The organism is Ruegeria sp. HKCCA0235A (assembly GCF_013033235.1).
Taxonomy (GTDB): Bacteria; Pseudomonadota; Alphaproteobacteria; order Rhodobacterales; family Rhodobacteraceae; genus Ruegeria.
Genome location: NZ_WQDQ01000004.1, coordinates 23598 through 43140, shown reverse-complemented (window position 1 = coordinate 43140; position 19543 = coordinate 23598). Strand labels below are relative to the sequence as shown.

Annotated in this window: 15 protein-coding genes; 7 read left to right on the top strand and 8 right to left on the bottom strand. The window is 58.5% G+C overall.

Going from position 1 to position 19543, the window contains the following annotated elements; genetic code table 11:
* The first annotated feature begins 10 nt into the window (after positions 1-10).
* The 4 genes from GOW56_RS08260 to GOW56_RS08245 all read left to right on the top strand — a co-directional run bounded on the left by GOW56_RS08260 (position 11) and on the right by GOW56_RS08245 (position 4039).
* Positions 11-1210, top strand: a complete 1200-nt coding sequence (locus GOW56_RS08260; RefSeq protein ID WP_171205586.1) for a TCR/Tet family MFS transporter — start codon at positions 11-13, stop codon at positions 1208-1210.
* 82 nt (positions 1211-1292) lie between these two features.
* Positions 1293-2387: a Zn-dependent alcohol dehydrogenase gene (locus tag GOW56_RS08255; RefSeq protein WP_171205585.1), complete on the top strand. Its 1095-nt coding sequence runs from the start codon at positions 1293-1295 to the stop codon at positions 2385-2387.
* 19 nt (positions 2388-2406) lie between these two features.
* On the top strand, positions 2407-3639 hold the full coding sequence (locus GOW56_RS08250) for a mandelate racemase/muconate lactonizing enzyme family protein (protein WP_170344896.1): 1233 nt from the start codon (positions 2407-2409) through the stop codon (positions 3637-3639).
* 112 nt (positions 3640-3751) lie between these two features.
* A complete protein-coding gene (locus GOW56_RS08245) occupies positions 3752-4039 on the top strand; it encodes a helix-turn-helix transcriptional regulator (protein WP_171205760.1) in 288 nt (95 codons plus the stop codon).
* Between the two features lie 3 nt (positions 4040-4042).
* Here GOW56_RS08245 and GOW56_RS08240 read toward each other — a convergent pair whose 3' ends face one another.
* The gene (locus GOW56_RS08240; protein WP_171205759.1) at positions 4043-7039 is read right to left on the bottom strand and encodes a cyclic nucleotide-binding domain-containing protein; all 2997 of its coding nucleotides are present in this window, start codon (positions 7037-7039) and stop codon (positions 4043-4045) included.
* A gap of 244 nt (positions 7040-7283) precedes the next feature.
* On the opposite strand from GOW56_RS08240, the gene GOW56_RS08235 reads away from it, so the two are divergent.
* Positions 7284-7646 carry a DUF3307 domain-containing protein gene (locus GOW56_RS08235; protein WP_371419740.1) on the top strand — a complete coding sequence of 121 codons (363 nt, stop codon included), beginning with the start codon at positions 7284-7286 and terminating at the stop codon, positions 7644-7646.
* A gap of 5 nt (positions 7647-7651) precedes the next feature.
* On the opposite strand, the gene GOW56_RS08230 is transcribed toward GOW56_RS08235, so the two are convergent.
* From GOW56_RS08230 to GOW56_RS08200, 7 genes are all read right to left on the bottom strand, one after another.
* Positions 7652-8383: a hypothetical protein gene (locus GOW56_RS08230; RefSeq protein ID WP_171205584.1), complete on the bottom strand. Its 732-nt coding sequence runs from the start codon at positions 8381-8383 to the stop codon at positions 7652-7654.
* Between the two features lie 56 nt (positions 8384-8439).
* Positions 8440-9744, bottom strand: coding sequence for an FAD-binding oxidoreductase (locus GOW56_RS08225; protein WP_171205583.1), 1305 nt, complete (start codon positions 9742-9744; stop codon positions 8440-8442).
* Entirely contained in the window at positions 9741-10415 is a 675-nt protein-coding gene (locus tag GOW56_RS08220) for a TetR/AcrR family transcriptional regulator (protein WP_171170961.1), read from the bottom strand. Before GOW56_RS08220 ends, GOW56_RS08225 begins: the two co-directional genes overlap by 4 nt.
* The gene (locus GOW56_RS08215) at positions 10416-11960 is read right to left on the bottom strand and encodes a trimethylamine methyltransferase family protein (protein WP_171205582.1); all 1545 of its coding nucleotides are present in this window, start codon (positions 11958-11960) and stop codon (positions 10416-10418) included.
* Between the two features lie 2 nt (positions 11961-11962).
* Positions 11963-14365, bottom strand: a complete 2403-nt coding sequence (locus tag GOW56_RS08210) for an FAD-dependent oxidoreductase (protein WP_171205581.1) — start codon at positions 14363-14365, stop codon at positions 11963-11965.
* A 111-nt stretch (positions 14366-14476) separates the two neighbouring features.
* Positions 14477-15106 (bottom strand): glutathione S-transferase family protein, encoded by a 630-nt coding sequence (locus tag GOW56_RS08205; protein ID WP_171205580.1) that lies wholly within the window; start codon positions 15104-15106, stop codon positions 14477-14479.
* Positions 15107-15124: 18 nt separating this feature from the next.
* On the bottom strand, positions 15125-15622 hold the full coding sequence (locus GOW56_RS08200; RefSeq protein WP_371807888.1) for a class I SAM-dependent methyltransferase: 498 nt from the start codon (positions 15620-15622) through the stop codon (positions 15125-15127).
* Positions 15623-15855: 233 nt separating this feature from the next.
* Between GOW56_RS08200 and GOW56_RS08195 the strand changes: the two genes are divergently transcribed.
* Positions 15856-17628: an ABC transporter ATP-binding protein gene (locus tag GOW56_RS08195; protein WP_171205579.1), complete on the top strand. Its 1773-nt coding sequence runs from the start codon at positions 15856-15858 to the stop codon at positions 17626-17628.
* On the top strand, positions 17621-19534 hold the full coding sequence (locus GOW56_RS08190; protein WP_171205578.1) for an ABC transporter substrate-binding protein: 1914 nt from the start codon (positions 17621-17623) through the stop codon (positions 19532-19534). The genes GOW56_RS08195 and GOW56_RS08190 overlap by 8 nt, the downstream gene beginning before the upstream one ends.
* The last annotated feature ends 9 nt before the right edge of the window (positions 19535-19543 follow it).

Genomic DNA, 19543 nt, shown 5'->3' with positions numbered 1-19543 from the left:
TTCAGGTCCCATGCGTCTGCCGTTTTTCTTCATCCTCGGCATCGTCATGATCGATGCTATGGGCATTGGTCTTGTGATGCCGATCATGCCGCAACTGATTGTCGAGGTTCAGGGCGGCACCCTGGCCAATGCCGCGATCTGGGGCGGTGTGCTGAGCACAGCCTTTGCCGCGATGCAATTCATCTTCGGCCCCATTCTGGGAAACCTTTCCGATGCTTACGGGCGCAGAACGGTATTGCTGGTGTCCTTGTTCGTCATGGCGCTAGACTACGTCGTCATGGCCATGGCGGGCAGCATCTGGCTTTTGCTGATCGGTCGTGTCGTCGGCGGCATCACGGCGGCCACCCATTCGACAGCGGCGGCTTTCATGGCCGATGTGTCCGACCCAAAAAACAAGGCCGCAAATTTCGGCCTTCTGGGCGCCGCTTTTGGCGTGGGGTTCGTCCTGGGTCCGGTGATCGGCGGATTGCTAAGCGAATTTGGAACTCGTGCACCGTTCTGGGCTGCTGCGGGTTTGGCGGCGTTGACCTTCTGCATCGGATATTTCGTGATGCCCGAAACGGTGACCGATGAAAACAGGCGTGCCTTCAACCTGCGGCGCGCGAACCCGGTGAACTCGCTTCGCGCCATAGCATCATTGCCCGGCATCCGGCCGATGCTGTGGGTCTATTTCCTGTATTCGGTTTCAATCTACGTCTATCCGGCCATCTGGTCCTATTTCACGACCGAGCGCTTCGGTTGGTCCGCGCAGATGATCGGCCTGTCGCTTGGAATCTATGGTATCGGCATGGCCGTCGTGCAAGGCGGTCTGATCCGCCCGGCCATCCGGCTTTTGGGCGAGCGGGCAACAATCATCTATGGCATGATCTTTGAAATCATAAGCTTCGCCATTCTGGCCTTTCTGACCAACGGCCTGATTGCACTGCTTCTCATTCCGATTACCGCCATTGGGGCGGTCATCACGCCCGCCCTTCAGGCGATGATGTCACGGGCCACACCAGACTCGCAGCAAGGTGAATTGCAGGGTGTCCTGACTGCGTTGCATGCGCTTTCGATGGTGATCTCACCGTTGGTGATGACCAGCGTATTCGCGCAGTTCATTCGACCTGACACCCCGCTCTACCTGCCCGGCGCCCCTTTTCTGCTGGCACTCTTGTTGATGCTGGCAGGGTTCCTTCTATTTAGACGGTCCCGGCCTGTCGTAGCGTAACAACGACACGCTAATGGCGGTTTCTGCCTTGCGAGCCGCCTTTTCCCGCGCCACCGTGAACCCAACGGGAGTGAGGGACAACATGCAAAAAATCAAAGCCGCAGTCTGCCGGGCATTTGGCGAGCCACTGGTGATCGAAGACGTTCATCTGGCCCCCCCTGGCACGGGCGAGGTCGAGGTGACACTGGATGCCGTGGCCATATGCCATTCGGACATTTCCTATGCCGACGGCGCATGGGGAGGGTTCCTGCCAGCCGTTTACGGGCACGAAGCCGCAGGTGTGATCACCGCAGTCGGAGAGGCGGCCGGGGATTTCAAGGTCGGCGACCCGGTGGTGGTGACCCTGATCCGCGCCTGCGGGTCTTGCCCTGCCTGTGCAGGCGGGCAACCGACAATTTGCGAAACACCCTACGACACTGTCAAAGGTCCATTGAAAACAGGCGATGGCGGCCCGCTCGAACAGGCGATGGCATGCGGGGCCTTTGCCGAAAAGGTCGTGGTAAGCCACCGCCAGATCGTCAAAATCCCGGATGACCTGCCCAAGGAACTGGCCAGCCTGCTGTCCTGCGGTGTGATCACCGGGGTCGGCGCTGCAGTGAATGCGGCAGGCGTGCGCCCCGGTCAGGACGTGGTGGTCATTGGGGCCGGCGGTGTCGGCCTGAACGCAATTCAAGGCGCGCGGATTGCAGGCGCCCGGCGGATCGTGGCCGTGGACATGACCGAAGAAAAGCTTGAGATCGCCAAAGAGTTCGGCGCAACCCATGGCGTCCTGGCCGGCTTGGATCAACCATGGAAAGCCGCATACAGGGCGCTGGGGGGGCGCGGTGCCGATGCCGTTCTGATCACTGTCGGCGCGGTTCCCGCTTATGATCAGGCTCCGCGCTATCTTGGGCGCGGCGGCAAGGCGATCATGATCGGGATGCCACATTCCGGTGACATGGCCAGCTATGAACCTGTTGTATTGGCAGCCCTGGGCCAGGGTATCGTCGGGTCGAAAATGGGCGACGTGGTCATTCAGCGCGACATACCCTGGATGGTGGACCTGTATAAACAGGGGCGGCTGAAACTGGATGAGCTGATCTCGGGCCGCTGGTCACTGGATCAGATCAACGAGGCCATCGCCGACACAAAAACCGGATCGGCCAAGCGAAATGTGATCCTGTTCGACAGGACCTGACCCACCGAAAGGATTTGGGATGAAACTTCGGGATCTCGACGTCATCGTCACCGCCCCGCCCGCCCCGGGCTGGGGCGGGCGCTACTGGATACTTGTCAAAGTGACGACCGATACCGGCATCACGGGCTGGGGTGAGTGTTATGCCTCGTCCGTGGGGCCCGAGGCGATGCGTCATGTCATTCAGGACGTGTTCGACCGGCATATGCTGGGCGAGAACCCCGAAAACATCGAGCTCATGTTCCGTCGCGCCTATTCCAGCGGCTTTACGCAGCGCCCGGACCTGACGGTGATGGGCGCATTCTCGGGGTTGGAAATCGCCTGCTGGGACATTCTGGGCAAAGATCGCGACAGACCGGTCCATGCGCTGCTGGGTGGCAGGATGAATGACCGGATCCGGGCCTATACTTACCTGTATCCCCTGCCCCGGCACAACCTGAACGATTTCTGGACCTCTGCCGAACAGGCCGGTGAAACGGCGGCTGAAATGGTAAAACGTGGCTACACCGCCGTGAAATTCGACCCGGCCGGCCCCTATACGATCCGCGGCGGGCACATGCCCGCGATGAGCGACATTTCCATGTCCGTCGCCTTCTGCAAGGCGATCCGCGAGGCCGTGGGCGACAGGGCCGATCTGCTGTTCGGCACCCATGGCCAGTTCAACACGGCCGGGGCAATTCGGCTGGGACAGGCGTTGGAACCATATCAGCCCCTTTGGTTCGAGGAACCTACACCGCCTGACAATATCGAAGATATGGCCCGCGTCGCCCGCAACGTACGCATTCCGGTTGCAACCGGAGAACGGATGACCACAAAGGCCGAATTCGGAGCCGTCCTGCGCGCTGGAGCCGCCGAGATTCTGCAACCGGCGCTGGGACGTGCAGGCGGAATCTGGGAGATGAAGAAAGTCGCAGCCATGGCCGAGGTCTTCAACGCGCAGATGGCACCGCATCTGTATGCCGGTCCGGTCGAATGGGCCGCCAACATCCATCTGGCCGCTTCCATTCCCAACCTACTGCTTCTGGAAACCATCGAAACACCGTTCCACGATCAACTGATCAAGGGCTCGATCCGGATCGAGAATGGGTTCGTCGCCGCCCCGGATGCTCCGGGTCTTGGGATCGATGTCGACGAAGACCTGGCCCGCGCGCACCCATATGACGGCGACGGGCTGCATCTGCAAATGCAGGAGGACCCATGCAATTACGTTGAAGGCAACGCTTTTCAGGGGGGTGCGCCGGCAACCGAGGGGTGACAATACCAGTCGCCTTGATGCATATTGCCATCACAAATCGCGATATGACGGTCAGAAAGTGGCACTTAACGAAACCGAAGCTCAGGTACGCCCAACGGACGCTCTGCCGGACATGAAAGACAATGCTGCACGCGCGGCTGCATTTCTCAAAACACTGGCGCATGAGGGGCGCCTGATGATCTTGTGCCATCTTGGCGGTGGTGAAAAATCCGTCGGCCAGCTTGAGGAGCTGCTTCAGTTGCGGCAGGCCGCAGTCAGCCAGATGCTGGCGCGCCTGCGCGAGGAAGAGTTGGTCTCGACGCGTCGGGAAGGCAAAACGATCTATTATTCATTGCGCGACGGAGCCACGGAAAAAGTGATCCGTCTGCTTTACGATTTGTTCTGCGGCACGGACTGCTGATCGCTAATTGGACACATAACCGGCGATAACCTGCAACAGCTTGAATGCGGTCGCTGCATCGTTTTCCACAACGGCAAGGAATTCTTCTTCACCGATCCGCAAACAGGAAAGCGGCGTTTCCGCCACCATGCTCAGCGCACGTGGTTCTTTTCTGATCAGGCCCAGCTCTCCGACCAATGCGCCGGGCCCGACTTTGGTGATCAGTTGGTCAGGCCCCTGTTCTTGTGGCAGGTACAGACCTGCTTCGCCCTCCAGCACCACATAGGCACCGTCGGTGGGCTGGTCATCTTTCAAGAACACCACCTGCCCCGGCTCGGCATCAAACCAGCGCGCGCCAAAGGCCAGCAGGCGCAGCTGACGCCGATCCAGACCCGAAAACAAGGGGGTTTGTTCCAAGGCGCGTAGTTTCCGCGTCAAGTCCGCCGATGCCGCACTGTCTTCCTCCACCTCCACAGGCCCTCCGTCCGAGACCACACGACCTTGCCGGATTTCCACATACATGTCGAATGCACCGGGGTTTTCGAACTGATCATTCAGATAGACAACAGTGGTGTCCGGCAGCAGTTCACGGAGCCGTTTATAGACCGCCACCTGCGTTTTCATGTCGTAGCTGGCCAGCGCATTTTCCAGAATCAGGATGTCAGGTTTCTTGATCGTCGCACGGGTAAAGGCCAAGGGCTCGGCAAATACCGCCGGAAGATTCTGACCGCCCAAAGCAACCTGCACATCATAGATCAGCTCTGTGACCAATGGGCGCGCGCCGTTTTCAGCCAACACATCGACAATCAGCTTGCGGGCTTCGTCTGAACGGGAACCGCCAATCTGGCTGACTTTTCCGAACAGCGCATTTTCCATGACCGTCAATCCGGGCGCAAAGACGTTCGGATCCAATGGAACGAAGACGTCTTGCAAACGCTCCATCAGTTTCTCGGAATGGCTGTGCCGGAGTTCAAGGATGCGATCCTTCAGTTCATCCGTGAACGCAGGTCCGATCTGTTCGGCAGAGATCACAAATGGCACCGCCAACATGTTGGCAAGCTGTTCGTCATCCAGCCCGTCCGAACCTTCTTTGCGGGTCTGGTCCACCAGATCCACTGCAATTTCATAGGTTTTTGCATCAAGACCAAGCTTTTGGAACAACGGGTGGTCGGTTCCATCGATCCCGAAGATCTGGCGCAGCATGTCGATCACATCGCGTGTCAACGCGATCAATGTCTCGTCCAGCCCCAGTTCACGCAACTGTCCGAGAAAGACCTTTTGCTGCGCAAGCAAAGCCTGTGTCACAGGAACACGTGGCGTTGCGAAAAGCAGGTTTTCAGCCACAGGCAGGGCCGCGTTATAGGTGTTCCGGTCAAAGACAAGCGCCTGTTGTTCCAGCCCGGCCTCCCGAACGGCCTGCTGCACGACCGGGCGCAGCTCGATCAGTTTCTTTGCCAATTCACAATGCTCGGCCGCATCGAAACTCTGTTCGGCGCCTCGTTGGAACAGCGCTGCGCCAAACCCCATTCCATCAATCAACTGCAACCACCAGGCACGCAGTTCTGCGGCGTCCTGAAAGCCGGCCAGAGTTGGGTCCAGCCATTCCGCCCTGAACGGATCGGCACTGTTGCCCGCCCTCAGAGTTTCAAGAAAATCCGGATCGTCCGGCGGGTCAGTCAGCGGTTTGAACCGCATCGGCATCATCACGTTGTCGCCCAGCGTACCCTGAAACATGACAGGGCGTGATGTGACATACCCGATACGCGCGGCGACAACCGCCTGATGCACCTCGGCCAGTTTCAGATCCCCGATCCGAACCTGGCCAGCACTTGGACGTATTTCCCGTGTCAGCAATTCGCCGATGGCGCGTCGATCTTCCTCGCTGGGGGCGGCGATCCCAATTGTCTTTCCGGCAGGAAAACTGAGGTCCAGATCATCAAGCACCTGATTGCCATCCATGTCGCGCACCGAAACGTGATCCAGCACGATGTCGCCGTTCAGGTGCGGCCACTCGGTAGGTTCACCTTTGAACAAGGTTTCATCATGCATTCCGGCCGGGGCAAAACGGTCAAGAACCACATCCCAGCGCAGCGACATGTCCTGGGTCTGGTTGTAATAGGTCAGCAGTTCCTTCCAAGGTGAGCTGAGATCCTTGTACGCAGCCAATGCGGCAACCAGCGCCCCCAGCGAAACCGAGCCCTGAAGCACCAACAGACCACCAACCAGATAGAACATGAACGGTGTAAGCTGCGAGATGAAGTTGTTCAGGAATTTCATGAAAAACTTCTTTTGATAGATCTCGAAACGGATGCCGAACAGGCGTCCCAATTGCTCTGAGATCATCGACCGGCGAAAACGCCAGCCGCCATTGGTCCGCAGGGTGGACGCGCCCGCTGCGTTCTCGCCGATCTGCGCCGCCAGAACCCGAACCTCCTGAATGCGTTTTTTGTTCAGCAGGTTGATCTGGCGTTGCAGCTTGGGGATTAACCAGGCCTGCAAGGGTATCAGCGCCACCGCGGCCAGCCCGAACCAGACGCTTTGCAGGAACAGGAAGGAAAGTATGGTGATCATTTGGCCGGCCTGAAGAACCGGCTGGCTGATCGCATCGCCCATCAGGCCGCCCATCGGCTCGCTTTCGGCGGTGATCATTGACACCATTTCACCCTGGCTGACACGCTCGAAATAGGGTTGAGGAAAGCGCAGCGCCCGGCTGATCAACTGATAGCGAAAGCGCCGCAGCATCCGTTCACTCAGCACGCCCTTCATGGTGTTGATGCGCATTTTCATCAGGCCATGGCACAGCACGGCCGCCAGAAAGGCAAAGCACAGAACAATCAGAAAATTGGTCTGCGACATGGAATAGCCCCAGATCGTCACCTCAGAGGTGGACGACCCGATCGCGTCATTGATTATTCGTTTTGGCAACTCAAGTGTGAGGTACAGCAAAGGAAACAGCGTCGCCGTCACGGCCAGCAGGATCAGCTGTTCGCGCTTGGAGTATTTCCAGATAAAGCGGAAAATTGTGCGTTCTATGGAACCTGCCCCTGCTGCTGACCTTCGACGTGGATTAAACGCAATGCATGCAATTTCAACAGCATGAATCAAATATCATCCAGACAGGATAAGCAAATTTTTCCCTTTTGGAAAATTTCTTGACCGAATGTGAACTAGTTCATTTACGCGTGCCCGTTTTATTGCCTAATGTTGGCGTCAGAACGATATCGGGAGGGTTCTTTTGACTGCCAGTATTGGCGCAGTGTTTCTTATGCTTTGTCTTTTGCTGATCAAGCATATGTTCGCTGACTACTACCTCCAGACACCGAAGATGCTTTCCGGTCGGGGTGAGTATTTTCACTTGGGACGCGCGCAACATGCCGCTGTGCATGTTGTGGGTTCTGTCGTCGTTTTTTTGGTGTTCGGCGCGCCGTTGTCTTTTATTCTGATTGTCGGGGCGCTGGAATGGTTCATCCATTTCAATATCGATTTCATCAAGGCCAGCTATTCAGACAAAAAACGACTTGAGCCAACGCAACCCGCTTTTTGGCGCGCTGCAGGTTTGGATCAGTTGATGCACAACTTAACTTATGTTGCGATGGTTTGGGCCTGGGTTACCTTCGCCGCCGCTTGACGGTGTCAGGCCGCGTTCTCCGATACGGCAAGCCGATAGGCCCTTAGCCACATACGATCCAATGCGTCAATCGCAGCAGGGTCGAACCGGTGTTCAACTTCCCAATACCGTCCCGAGGCCACATAATATCCAAGATCATCTTCCATTCGCTGCACATTGTGCATGGCTGCAATATCGGGAAGCGGTGCGGCTGTCAGGTCAGATATGTTGACGGATGGAAATACCAGCCGGCTTGGTGCGCCGGATAACCGTACGGTTCTGCACCCCTGAGCGGCTGCAAAAAGACCCAGTCGGGCGGCCTTCGCTTCAAGCGAACGCAGTGTCACGTCCTCTCGCAAAGGGTCCGCCGTGCCATTTCCGTAAAAATGTGTTCGCCCCGATCCTGAATACATCATGTCGCAACCGGAAAAAGCCAGAACATCCGGCTTCAGGGCTGACAAAGCCCAATAGCCTGCCGTGAAAGCCATCGTTCCGCCGGCATAGACGAACCCGCCATAGTCATTCTGTCTTGGGACGTATTCGTCGGCAGTGACTATGTGTTGAGTGCCAAGAACTTTTCCAGGGCGGCGCTCTGCCGGGAAGTCTTCGGGGTGGATCAGGTAATCCCAGTCTTCTCGGATGCGCCACGCGTTGTTGATGGCGACGATATGCGTGAAAGGCGCACGCGACCATGCCCGCGCCTCCAGCGCCGATGGGGCGCTGCCAAGGATCAATACGGTTGTCTTTCGATCGGTCATGCCAGGGCCGGGCTTGTTGACAGCCCCACACGACATAGACCGTTTGCGAAACGCGACTAGCCCAGAACCGAGAAACTGCTTTCCTCATTGATCGGGCGTTTGCGCGAGTAGAAGCCAACGTCGATTGTCCGCTTGATGTATGGCAATTCGAACTGCAACGGTTTCGCGTCGTGATCGGCGCCACCTTCACAGTAATCGATCAGTGCCGCCATCATCTTGCCCGCAATCGGCGCATTCTTGTACTGGTTTCCGCTTGACCCACAGGCCATGTAGAACCCCGGCAGGCTGGATTTGTCATAGATCGGAATCCAGTCGGTAGACGCATCATACAGGTCAACCACGCCCCGCGTTTTCGATGGAATACCAAGGCTGGGCACACGCTGCGCATACCGCATGGCCTGCGTGGTCCATTGATCGGTGAATTCACGATTGTAGTTCACATCGTCCTCGCACCACTGATGCGGATCACATTCCGGATCCTCAGATCCGACAAGGATGTGATTGCCGTGTTCCGGCCGGCAATAGCAGGCAATGTCACTGTCCGAAACGATGGTTCCGTCGTGTTCAAAATCGAACCCTTCAGGGGCTGGAACGTGCACGACCTCCTGCCGCAAGGGCCGGGTTTTGATGGTCATATCGTCCAGAACGCCGGCCATCTTGTTGATGATGGACGAACCAGGTCCTGCCACATTGACCACAACCTTGGCGTGGATTTCCTCGCCCGAGGCCAGCTTGACGCCGGAAACGCGCCCGCCCTCGGTCAGGATTTCCGTGACTTCAGCGCCGGTACGGACCTCGGCTCCATGCAGCTTCGCGGCATCCATCAGGTTCTGGGCCGACAGGGCCGGGTCGGTGACATAACCCGCCTGAGGCCAGTACACACCGCCCGTCATTCTGCGCCCGTTGGGTTGGCCGAATTCAGGATCGTCCATACGGCGCGCGGGGGCAAAGCTGTCCAGCGAATAGACCGGCAAGCGTTCCAGCACTTTTTCATCTGACCATTCCTCGAACGGGCAATCCAGCTCGGACGAATTGCGCATGTGCTTCTCCAGCATCCCGTTCGCCTCGGTTTTCATGACCAGACAGCCGGTTTCGCGGAACTGCGCAAGGTTGGCGTCTTCCGGCAAGCCAAGATACGCGGCCCAGTCGCGCCAGTAGTGGTAGCCTTCCCAGGCAAACGCGGTTCCATCAAATGTAGAATAATGCATCCGGATAATCGCGCAGGACCCCGCGGTAGAACCGTGCCCGACCTGAGAATTCCGGTCCAACGACAGGGTTTTCCATCCCGCTTTGGACATCTCGAACGCAATGGCCGCGCCGATCACGCCGGTTCCGATGATGATTGCGTCTGGTTGGCTCATGTCTGGTTTCCTTTCCAAAAGCGCAGGGAATACGCGCTGAATTCTTCAACTTCCTCGGGTTTCGGCTCGACGCCTGTGAAGGCGTAGAGGTAATGCGGCACCATCGACAGCCGCATTTCGATAGGTTCATTCAATTGCGCCAGATCATAACCGATCTGCATGTAATACAGCACGCGCGCCCGGGTTTCGGCTTCGATCTCGGAATAGCCGTAGCGGGCGAACATGGCGTGCAGCGCTTCCAGCCTGCGGGCGTCCGACTGGTCCAGAATACGCCGCACCTTGCCTGATTTTCGCGCCCAGTCACGTACGGCAAAATCCAGCGCAGTATCGAACAGATCGGTGTTCACCACGCACCGATGAACGTTGCAGACGGCCGCCGTTATCGTCTCGGCTGGTGCTTCGGCCTGCGCGACCAAGGCGGCGGTGTTGGTGGCCTGCCAGCGCGCCAGCAATGCATCCAGCAACTCTTGCCGGGATTTGAAGTACCAATAGAACGACGACCGCGATACTGCCATCCGTTCGGCCAGGTTCAGGACCTTGATCTGGTCCACCCCGTCCGAAATCAGCACATCCATTGCCACGTTCAGCCAGTCGTCACGCGTGACCTTGATGTTGCCGATCAATGGTTCGGCCTCGGGGTCATCGCGATGAAGGATCGGTTTCGGGCTCATTCAACTCTCCGGCGGTGCCCCGCCCTCGGCGGTACGACGGGCAATGAAGTCATGTAAATCACCTGTCCGATCATTGTCGACAGCGGGCGCCTGGAAGTCGTTCAGAATGCCTTTCCAAACATCCGTTGCCCGATGGTTTGCGTCCACAGACCCGCGTTCGGCCCAGGTGCCGAAATTGGCGTAGTCATGGACATGCGGTTGATAGAACTCAGTATTATAGCGCTCCATCGTCTGGCTTGATGCAAAGAAGTGGCCACTGGGTTCAACCTCACTCAATGCAGTTTCAAACCCGATCTCGGACGGCCCTGCCTGAACGCCCACGCACAGTTCGGCGACCATATTCAGCACTTCCGCATCGCAGACCAGCTTTTCGAAGGAAACCGTCAACCCGCCTTCCAACCAGCCTGCGGAGTGGATGATCACCGTTGCACCGGCCATAAGGCATCCCCAAAGGCCAAACTGGTTCTCGTTTGCGGCCTGTACGTCGTTGGTGTTTGACGCCGATCCGGCAGCCGACCGCCAGGGCAAACCAAGATGCCGCGCCAGTTGGCCCGCAGCCAGTGATGCCTGAAAGTGCGAGGGCGTGCCAAAGGCGGGCGCGCCGGACTTCATGTCCACGTTACTGGTGAACGTGCCATAGCAGACCGGCGCACCAGGATTGACAAGTTGGGTCAAAGTCAGCGCGGCAAGGGCCTCGGCATGGGACAAGGTGATCGCCCCGGCCACGGTGATCGGTGCCATCGCCCCCATCAGAGTAAAGGGTGTGATGATCGACATCTGACCGTGGCGGGCGAAGTCGATCAGACCTTGCGCCATCGGGATGTCCAAGGTGCGCGGGCTGTTGGTGTTGATGATCGTATAGCAATGCGCGTTGCCCTGGAACGCATCATCCGAAAGACCGCGGGCCGTGGTCAGCATCTCAAAACAGTCCATCACCTGCGGCGTCCCGCGCGAGAAGAAGAACGGAAACTTGTCCGTCAGTTCCATCTGGGCCCGAGTCGTGAAGTAATGGCGCAGATGGGTCGGCACATCCTGCGGTTCGACCTGTGGCGAAATCATCTGGAACACGTCGAAATGATGGGTGAGCTTCAGAAACTCCAGGTAATCCTGACCTGTCGCCGGGCGCCGACCACGTTCAAGATCGGTTGCGTTCGGCGCGCCGGCTCCGGGTTGAAACACCAGCGAGCCCAGTTCGAGAGTAAAATCGCGACGCCGCGAGCCGGCGCGACAGGCGATGGATTTGGGCGCTGACGCGACTGCGGCTTCAACCATCTCGCGCCCGATAAACACCATCTCAGTGTCTTCATCCACCCGCGCGCCGCCCTGTTTGAACAGTTTCCGCGCCTCGGGCAGCAGGGTCTTTACCCCCAACTCTTCCAGTGTCCGCAAGGCGGTGTCATGCATATCCGCGATCTGATCGGCCGGGAACACTTCCATCTGTGGGAAAGGGTTCCTGAGCTGGCGATAGTTCACATCGCGACCGGGCTGCGGGGCGGCTTCAGCCCCCCGCCCCCGCCGTCGGCGCCCGCGCTCCGCAGCAGTCATGATCAGCCTCGCATCGCTTTGCCTTCGGGGTCATAAGGTGACGGCGCAATCACGCGCGCCGGGCGTTCAACCCCCACCACGTGGACGGACAGTTCCGTGCCCGGTTCCGCCTTGTCCCGATCGATCAGGGCCATCGCCAGTGACTTGCCGGTGTAGTGCCCGTAGCCGCCCGAGGTTACGAACCCAACGCGTTCGCCATTGGCCCAGACCGGTTCGTATCCGCTGGCATCTGCGTCCAGAGCATCGATTTCCAATGTCGCCTGAATTTGCGCGGGGCCGTTGCCGTCACGTTCGGCAAGCGCGCCCGCCTTTCCAACAAAGGCCTTGTCCCAGGCGATCCAGCGATCCATTCCGGTCATGCCCGGTGTATAGGCTTGCGTGAATTCCGCCGACCAGATGCCAAAGCTTTTTTCAAGCCGTGTTGACAGCATCGCGTTGAAGCCGCATTCGCGGATGCCTTCCTCGGCCCCTGCTTCCAGCAGGATGCGGCGCAGCTTGATATGGTCGCCATAGCGGCAGTTGATCTCGTACCCTTTTTCTCCGGTCACCGACATGCGGGCGACGCGGGCGCGCACGAGGCCGATATCGAAATCGCCGCACCCCATGAACTTCAAGCCCGAGATATCCTGTTCCGCCAGTTTTTCCACAACCGCCTGTGACTTCGGCCCGACCACGGCAAAGCCGCAATATTCCTCGCCCAAATCACGGATATTGACGCCATCCATCATGTGATCGTCGAACCAGCGCATATGCCAGGCCCGCAGGTAATAGCTGCCCATGATCCACCAGGTCCCGTCGCCCCAGTTCAGCACCGTCAGATCGCCCTTCAGCCGCCCATCCTCACCCAACATCGGGGCCAGTTTCGCACGACCCGGGCCGGGGAGCTTGGAGGCCATTACCATATCCAGCCAGGCTTCTGCGTTCGGACCGGAAACCTCGAACCGAGAAAAGCCCGAAATATCCAGCAAGCCCGCACCTTCGCGGATCACATTGCATTCCTCGGCCACGATGTCATGCGCGTTCGAACGCTTGAGCGTCGGGGTTTCCTCGAACCCTTTCGGCGCGAAATAAAGCGGTACTTCAAGATCCCAGCTGACGCCCCATTTGCACCCTGCCTCGGTCATCGCATCATGCGCCGGTGCCATTTTCAGCGGCCGCCCGGCGGGCAGTTGCTCGTTTGGATAGGTCATCACGAAGCGGCGGGAATAGAACTGCCCCGTCGTCTCGCGGATATAGCGCTTGTTCTGGGCATAGTCGCCATAGCGCGCCACGTCCATCGGCCAGGCGTCGGCCTCGGGCTCGCCATGGATCATCCATTCGGCCAACGTCTTGCCGACGCCGCCGCCTTGAAGGAACCCGGCCATCACCGCGCAGGCGGTCCAATAGCCCCGCTTGCCCGGCACCGGACCGACCAGAGGGTTGCCGTCGGGCGAGAAGGTGAACGCGCCGTTCACCCATGTCTTGATTCCCACGTTCTGGATCGCCGGATAGCGTTCGAACCCCAGCGTCAGCTCGTTTTCGATACGGTCCAGCTGCTCCTGGAACAGCTCTTCGCCATAATTCCACGGCGCGCCGTCCATGGCCCAGTGTTCGTGATCGACCTCGTAGATGCCCACCAGAACGCCCTTCTGGTCCTGCCGCATATAGGTGAAGCCCTCAAGATCCACGGTCATCGGCATCTCGAAATCAGCCGCTGCGACCTCGGGCACCGTGTCGGTGATCAGGTAATGGTGTTTCAGCGGAGAAACCGGCAGTTCGACCCCTGCCATGCGCCCCACCTGCTTGGCCCACAGGCCGGCGGCGTTGACCACATGTTCGCAAGTGATCGTGCCCCTGTCGGTCACCACCTGCCAGCCATCCGCCGTCTGGATCAGTTCCTCGACCTTGGTTTCCTCATAGTATTCCGCCCCGCGCTTTTTCGCGGCTGTGGCATAGGCCTGCACGGTGCCTGTGGTGTCGATATAGCCTTCGCGGTCGGCCCACATCGCGCCCAGAATGCCATCGGTGGACATGATCGGGCAGCGTTTCTGCGCCTCTTCAGGGCTCAGCAGTTCACAGTCATCAATGCCGATGGACTGGAAGATACGGTAATTGGCCTGCAACCACTCCCACCGTTCGGGGGTTCCGGCCAGCGTCAGACCACCGGTCATGTGCAGGCCGATATTCTGGCCCGATTCCTTCTCGATCTCGCTGAGCAGATCAATGGTATAGGCCTGCAAAGACGCCATGTTCGGATCAGCGTTCAAAGCATGAATGCCCCCCGCCGCGTGCCAAGACGACCCAGACGCCAGCCGCCGGCGTTCCAACATGACCACATCCGACCAGCCGAACTTGGCCAGATGATACAGAACCGAGGCCCCGACAACGCCTCCTCCGATGACCACGACGCGATATTGGGACTTCATCCCGACCTCCCCTGAACAGAATCTGAGGAGACGCTAGTGGCACTGTTCACATCTGTCTAGACATTTCTGTACAGTACAAACCACAACGCAACCCGGCTCGGCTTGGCAGTTTTACAGGCTTGCGCTTGGTCGAGATTGGATGGCTTGAAACCACGCCAAGGTGGCGGCGTTGTCTTCCGGGATACGCATCTTGATGACGCGGGCGAAATCGACAAAAACAAAGGCCGAGATATCCGCCAAGGAAAATACATCACCGGCCACAAACGGGCTTTCCGTCAGACGTGATTCCAGCATTTCAAAGAAGGATGCCACACGCTCGCGCCCGCGCTGCGCAAGTTCGGGGATCTGCGCATGATTGGAGGGGCCCGGAATGGCGCGATCCTTGAAGGCGGGATGGCCGTTGCGCAAAGCCTCGGCAATCGGCGCCCCGCCCTGCTGTTCGACAATCGCGTTCCACATCAGGACCAGACCCTTTTCCTCGGGGGTTCGGCCCATCAAAGGTGGTTCAGGAAACTGCGCCTCAAGAAAAGCGGCAATGCCCAGGTTTTCCGTCAGAACGGTTCCGTCATCCGTTACCAGAACCGGTATCGTGGCCCGTGGGTTCACGGCGCGAAAGGCTTCGCTCAATTGTTCACCTTTCGCAATCGAGACCTCACGGGTTTCGATATCCAACCCTTTTTCGGCAATGAACATCCGCGCGCGGCGCGGACTCGGAGCAGTGGAGCAGTCGTAAAAAATCATGCCGTTACCCCTTTTCGGTCAGCGGCGATAGATGAAACAGCGCCCTTCAACGGCGCCTTCGGGCAACGGCATCTCGGTCAGCCCCTCGAAATACATCCGATCACTCGAGACCATCAGCCCGCCCGGAGCAAGCAAAGGCTCGATGAGCGGAGATACAAACCGCGCGAATTTGTCATTCTTTTCGCGATTGTGCCCACCAAGATCCGCGTGGATCAGGCTGGCTGACGCGCCGAACCGTTCAACCGATGCAGGCAGGGTGTCCCGCACATCGCCCAGAATCACGCGATCTTCGGGCGGGGTCGAGTCGGGGTGCGAGGCCACCGAGCGTTCGAACACATATACCGGGCGGCCATCCATGTGCTGCACAAGATGGTGATATGTACGCCCGTTGCCCAAACCCAATTCGAACACCGGACCCGCCATGCCCGCAGTGAGCCGGATTGCGTGATCCAGACAAGCGCGCTGTGACACCATGCGATCGATGAACAGATCCAGACGGCTTTGATTCTCGGACACCGGAAAATATCTCCTTGATACCAATCGAGAGCATAAATGCGCCCGATGCCGCCCTTGATGACAAAATCTCAAGACTTTGTGTAGCGACGAAGCCCATAGTTTCACGATTTCGCGACATTTCGGCCCAAGAACGGGTTTGACTAGACGGGCGGAACCGCGCGACACTGAACAAAAAATCACGGGGAGTTGAAATAACCGATGTCATCGAACGGTCAAACGGGTGGAAAACCCGCATGAGCGCGTTGTTGTCCGTAAGAGACCTCAGTATCGGCTTTGGTACGGGCAATTCCGTGGTCACGAATGTGAACTTCGATGTCGAAGCGGGACAGACGCTGGCCCTGGTCGGTGAATCGGGATCGGGGAAAACAATCACCTGCCGCGCCGTCTTGCGCATTCTGCCCCGCACGGCGCAGATTCGAAGCGGTACGATTACCCTGAACGATTCCAAGGGCATGTGCGAGCTCACCACAGTGTCCGAACGTGAGTTGCGCGACATCCGCGGCAATCGGGTTTCAATGATCTTTCAGGAGCCCATGAGATCGCTGTCCCCGCTGCACAAGATCGGCAATCAGGTCAGCGAGGTTTTGTGGCTGCATCGCGGGCTGTCCGAGTCCGCGGCACGCAAAAAGGTCCTGACGCAGTTCGAACGCGTCGGTTTCCCAGATCCGCAACGGGCCTATGACTCGTACCCTTTCGAGTTGTCCGGCGGTATGCGCCAACGTGCCATGATCGCCATGGCCATGGTGTCCAAACCCGAATTGCTGATCGCGGATGAGCCAACCACCGCTCTGGACGTGACCACCCAGGCGCAGGTTCTTGGCCTGATCAAGGAATTGCAGCGCGAAACCGGCATGGCGCTCATTCTGGTGACTCATGATCTGGGTGTCGTCGCCAACATGGCCGAGCAGGTCGTCGTCATGCACAAGGGACGTATCATGGAGGCCGGCCCCGCCGCCCCGATCCTGACCGCGCCCGCACACCCGTATACCAAGCAGTTGTTTGATGCCGCGCCGGAAATACCGGATCAGGATGCGGTGGGCATACCGATGCCCGACACGGATCTGATCCTTCAGATGAAGGATGTGTCCAAGACCTACACCATGCGGTCCAGCAAAGGATGGCAGTCCGACAAAGCAATCTATGCCTGCCGAGGTGTCGACCTGAATCTGGCGCGCGGAAAGACATTGGCAATTGTCGGTGAAAGCGGATCGGGAAAGACGACGGCGGCCCGCATCGCGTTGGGGGCTGAATTGCCCGACCCCGGTGGTGAAGTCCTGTTTCGTACCGCCCCCGATGCCGACCCGATCACGGTGCACAACATGACCCGAGCCCAGCGCACGGCGTTTCAGCGCAAGGCGCAGATGGTGTTTCAGGACCCCTATAGTTCGCTCAGCCCCCGGATGCGCATCCAGGACGCCATGACCGAACCACTGGAAATCCACCGCATCGGCACAACAGCCGAACAGCGTGACAAGGCCGCCGAGATGTTGCAGCGCGTCGGCCTGACGGGTGATATGCTCAAACGCTATCCGCACGCGTTTTCCGGAGGGCAGCGACAGCGCCTTTCAGTGGCGCGGGCCATGATGCTGGACCCGCAGTTGATCGTGTGCGACGAACCGACCTCGGCATTGGATGTGTCTGTTCAGGAACAAATCCTGACCTTGCTGGAAAACCTGCAAGACAGCCTGAACCTGTCCTACCTGTTCATCTCACATGATCTGGCCGTTGTCGCACGGATCGCTGACGAAGTTGCCGTCATGCGGCGGGGTCTGATCGTCGAACAGGCACCGCCCGAAACTCTTTTCTACAATCCGCGCCATCCATACACCAAGGCGCTGATTGCCGCTCAACCCGAACCCGACATCAATCGCCCGATTGACCTTCAATTGGTTTCTCTGGGTGCCGGCGCGCCGGACAGTTGGGATGAAGCCTTTCGTTTCTCGGACACCGTGATACCCTCACTGGTGGAATTGGAACCGGGCCATAAGGTACGTTGCCATGTTTAATACCATTCGCCCTCTGCTGCTGGCTGCTATGCTGGCGTTTTCAGGGATCCTGCCCGCGGCGGCAGATACAATCCCAACACCTCAGGAAAGCGCCTTCTGGAGCGCCGAGGTTGAAAGCGGCAATCTTCCGCCAGTGCAGGAGCGTTTGCCCAAGGACCCTATGATTGTGGATCTGGCCGCAAAAGGAAGAGCATTCGGGAAACCGGGTGGCACTCTGCGCACTATGGTCACGCGATCCAAAGATATCCGGCAGATGGTTGTCTACGGCTATGCAAGGCTGGTTGGGTTCAACCAAGATTACGAATTGGTACCCGACCTGCTGGCCTCGTATGAAAACGAGGGCAATCGCAAATTTACCCTGAAACTGCGCGAAGGGCACAAGTGGTCGGACGGCTCACCCTTTACCTCGGAAGACTTCCGTTATTGGTGGGAAGACGTCGCCAACAACGAGCTGCTCAGCCCGTCTGGCCCACCTGATTTTCTGATCGTCGAAGGCAAAGCCCCCAAGGTCACGTTTCCTGATGAGACCACAGTGATCTTCGAATGGGATGATCCGAACCCGAACTTCCTGCAATCTCTGGCACAAGCACGACCACCATTTATTTACCGGCCGGCCGCCTTTTTGAAACAGTATCACGAGAAATACGCGGACGCGGAAGAGCTTGCCTTTCAGGTTGAAGATGCCCGGGTCAAAAGCTGGGCCGCGCTGCACAACAAGCTGGATAATCTTTACAAGTTCGACAACCACGAACTTCCCACGTTGCAGCCATGGCTGAACGCCAGTTCGGGCAAGAAAATCCGTCACAACTTTGTGCGCAACCCCTATTATCACCGGATCGACAGCAAGGGGGTGCAACTTCCCTATATTGACGTGGTCGAGATGGAGATCGTCGCCCCCGGTCTTGTTGCCGCCAAGACCAACGCCGGTGAAAGCGACCTGCAAGGCCGTGGCCTTGCCTTCCGAGACGCGTCGATCCTCAAGAAAGGCGAAGCACAAGGCGGATACAAAACGCTGTTGTGGAAAACCGGCGTGGCCTCGCAGATCGCGATCTACCCGAACCTGAACTTTTCTGATGATGTCTGGCGCGATGTACTGAGGGACGTTCGCGTGCGGCGCGCCTTGTCGCTGGCCATCGACCGGCAGACCATCAACCAGGCGCTTTACTTCAAACTCGCACACCCCGCCGCGAACTCGGTTCTTCCCGCCTCGCCCTTCTACAGCGAAGAAAACGCTGCGGCCTGGGCGCAATACGATGTTGATCAGGCCAATGCGCTTTTGGATGAGGCTGGTCTGGATCAGCGCGACAAGAACGGCATTCGCCTGTTGCCTGACGGTCGCCCAATGGAGCTGGTAATCGAAACCGCAGGTGAGCGGCAGGAAGTCGAAAACGCGCTTCAGATCGTAACCGATACCTGGCGTGAAATCGGTGTCAAACTGGTCATGCGCCCGCTGGACAGGGACATCCTACGCAACCGTGTGTTCGCGGGCAATTCGATGGCGTCCGTCTGGTTCGGTTGGGATGATGGTATTCCGCAGGCGCATACGTCCCCGGCTTATCTGGCCCCGACAGATCAGGTGTTCCTGGCCTGGCCAAAATGGGGGCAGCACTATCAGACCGGTGGCGAAGCGGGAGAAGCCCCCGACATGCCAGAGGCGCAGCGCCTGATGGAATTGGCGCATGAATGGCAAACCGCCACGACCGATGAAGAACGCGCAGCTGTCTGGACCGAGATGTTGAAAATCCATGCCGATCAGGTCTATGCCCTAGGCATCCTGAACGGCGCCCCCCAGCCCATTGTGGTGTCAAACCGCCTGCGAAATGTTCCGGAACAGGCTATGTGGGCCTGGGAACCCGGTGCACATTTCGGCATTCACCGCCCGGACGAGTTCTTTTTCGCCGACTGAGCAGGAGCA